Origin of the sequence: Pantoea stewartii subsp. stewartii (assembly GCF_008801695.1) — a bacterium.
In the GTDB taxonomy this organism is placed as follows: Bacteria; Pseudomonadota; Gammaproteobacteria; order Enterobacterales; family Enterobacteriaceae; genus Pantoea; species Pantoea stewartii.
This window is the reverse complement of sequence record NZ_VZPF01000173.1, coordinates 1-2,173: the sequence shown is the minus strand read 5'-3', so window position 1 is coordinate 2,173 and position 2,173 is coordinate 1. Positions and strand designations below refer to the sequence as shown.

The 2,173-nt window shown below is 43.8% G+C and carries 2 protein-coding genes and 4 pseudogenes; 3 read left to right on the top strand and 3 right to left on the bottom strand.

Annotated features, from left to right (window positions below):
- A pseudogene (locus F7Q90_RS25350) lies at nucleotides 1-149 on the top strand (IS630 family transposase); the annotation flags it as partial.
- A gap of 14 nt (nucleotides 150-163) precedes the next feature.
- Here F7Q90_RS25350 and F7Q90_RS25345 read toward each other — a convergent pair.
- From F7Q90_RS25345 to F7Q90_RS25335, 3 genes and pseudogenes are all read right to left on the bottom strand, one after another.
- Nucleotides 164-523 (bottom strand): annotated as a pseudogene (locus tag F7Q90_RS25345) (OspG family effector kinase); the annotation flags it as partial.
- 70 nt (nucleotides 524-593) lie between these two features.
- Complete coding sequence (locus F7Q90_RS25340; RefSeq protein ID WP_141119420.1) at nucleotides 594-851, bottom strand: hypothetical protein; 258 nt, start codon at nucleotides 849-851, stop codon at nucleotides 594-596.
- A 144-nt stretch (nucleotides 852-995) separates the two neighbouring features.
- Entirely contained in the window at nucleotides 996-1,568 is a 573-nt protein-coding gene (locus F7Q90_RS25335) for a recombinase family protein (RefSeq protein ID WP_006122248.1), read from the bottom strand.
- 163 nt (nucleotides 1,569-1,731) lie between these two features.
- Here F7Q90_RS25335 and F7Q90_RS25330 point away from each other — a divergent pair.
- Both F7Q90_RS25330 and F7Q90_RS25325 read left to right on the top strand, forming a co-directional pair.
- Nucleotides 1,732-1,899, top strand: a pseudogene (locus F7Q90_RS25330) (DUF4158 domain-containing protein); the annotation flags it as partial.
- A 100-nt stretch (nucleotides 1,900-1,999) separates the two neighbouring features.
- A pseudogene (locus tag F7Q90_RS25325) lies at nucleotides 2,000-2,173 on the top strand (IS630 family transposase); the annotation flags it as partial.

The window sequence follows — 2,173 nt, the reverse complement described above, 5'->3', positions numbered from 1 at the left end:
ATGTCGAACGGTTGTGGCAGGCGCTTCATGAGACAATAACCCGAAATCACCAGTGCAGTTCAATGTGGCAACTGTTGAAAAAGGTCCATCACTTTATGAATACCGTCAGCCCATTCCCCGGGGGAAAACATGGGCTGGCTAAAGTGTAGCGGTATTAGGATCAGTTATTTAGGTTATCAGGAATATCTGCCGTATCAATTTCACTAAGAGGAGTTCCAGGAACGTGTAGCATTCGGAGGTACACATCACCGCCATGCCGTATGACAACGGATGCATCATCGCCATAAAAAGCATTAAAAAGGTCAGATTCTTTCTTTGCCATTTCCAGTACTTCATAGTAATGGTTACCAGCAAGATCATACTTTTTGTATAAAGCGGATGAATCATTCACATCTTCAAATACTTCTGCTGTAGAACCCTCCCCTATTAACTTACCTAGAATGGGATCTGTTACAATGTCAGTATGAGAATTATGATTCTCATATAGAAAAGGTGTTTGAATAATGGGGGAGGTTATTTTCATTACAGACCTTGGTTGCGCAATTTAAACATCCAGGAGATTTTCACATGATTTACGTGTCAAAAGATAAATTTCACTTAACCAATAAATGTGAAAAAGCTTTATTAAATGAATTTGCTTCTGCTTTTCGAGCCGCCAGCCCCTCAATAATAGGGGAATCACCGCGAGGCATAGGCATAACAAAACTACTACCATTATTATTTGTAACTTTTAGAAAGTTACCGCCCAAAATAGATGTAACAAAAGGGATTATTTGACGTGGCTTTTCAAGTTTGAGCTTCTTTTCAATTTCCACCAAGCGAGAATGTGAATTATATGTTATGCTTTTCATATGCCTATACCTCATTGATTAAATATATCTTTAACATGATACAGCTATGTTTATATTGGTTTCTATCTGGAAACGCTCATATTTATTAAAAGAATGGAATGAAATATTTTCAGAGTACAAATACTTTTCCGCAACCATCCCTTATCAGACAGCAGTCTCTACACGAGCTTTCTCTTCTTCCAGAATTTTATAAACCGTGGATCGTGCAATGCTCAAAGTCCGGGAAATGTCCGTCGCCCCCGTTCCAGCCAGGTGAAGCTCCAGCACCCTGCTTCTGTCAATGGTGCGCTTACGGCCAAAGCGAACCCCTTTAAGCTTCGCTTCCTGCCGGCCTTCATTGGTACGCTCTAATATTCTCCGTCGTTCGGCCTGCGCTACGGCGGACAAAATAGTGACCACCATTTTTCCCATATCTCCATCGGTGCTGATTCCATCGTCAATGAAACGAATGGCAACGCCATGGGCATCGAACTCTTTTATCAACTGAATCATATCGGCGGTGTCGCGGCCAAGCCGGTCAAGTTTCTTCACCAGAATGACGTCACCTTCCTCCACCTTCATACGCAGCAGATCGAGCCCCGGACGATCGACTGAGCTGCCGGATGCTTTATCGGTAAAGATGCGGTTAGCTTTTACCCCTGCATCTTTGAGCGCCCTGATCTGAATATCAAGGGACTGCTGGCTGGTAGATACCCGGGCGTAACCAAAAAGTCGCATAAAAATGTATCCTAAATCAAATATCGGACATGTTGTGTCTGTTATAACAAAATAACGATTTAATGGACACATAAATGAAGCGATTTGTGTATGTCCGACAAATTATAATATTTCGGACGGTTGCAGGATTGTTAATAAATGACCGTTAGGCAGGGAGGCCAATATGCCCGTCGATTTTCTGACCACTGAACAGACTGAAAGCTATGGCCGGTTCACCGGTGAACCGGATGAGCTTCAGCTGGCACGTTATTTTCATCTTGATGAAGCAGACAAGGAATTTATCGGAAAAAGCAGAGGCGATCACAATCGGCTGGGAATTGCCCTGCAACTAAATAACTGCTCGGAATAGTAGATCCCTTAGAGGGAACTCAGTCCGGTTTATGCGATCTGATCAATCGCTGAATATCCCAAATCACCAGCCGGACTGAGCAATGTCGATCATAGCACCAATACCCAGAACCGAACGACGCCTGATGCAGAAAACTATCCATAAAACAAAGGACAAAAACCACGCCCGGCGGCTCACCGCCATGCTGATGCTGCATCGTGGTGACACCGTCAGTCATGTTGCCAGAACACTCTGCTGTGCCCGCTCATCGATTGGT

What these genes read in the sequence shown, in the direction of transcription:
- F7Q90_RS25340 (WP_141119420.1), bottom strand. Translation starts at nt 851, where the DNA reads ATGAAAAGCATAACATATAATTCACATTCTCGCTTGGTGGAAATTGAA.
- F7Q90_RS25335 (WP_006122248.1), bottom strand. Translation starts at nt 1,568, where the DNA reads ATGCGACTTTTTGGTTACGCCCGGGTATCTACCAGCCAGCAGTCCCTT.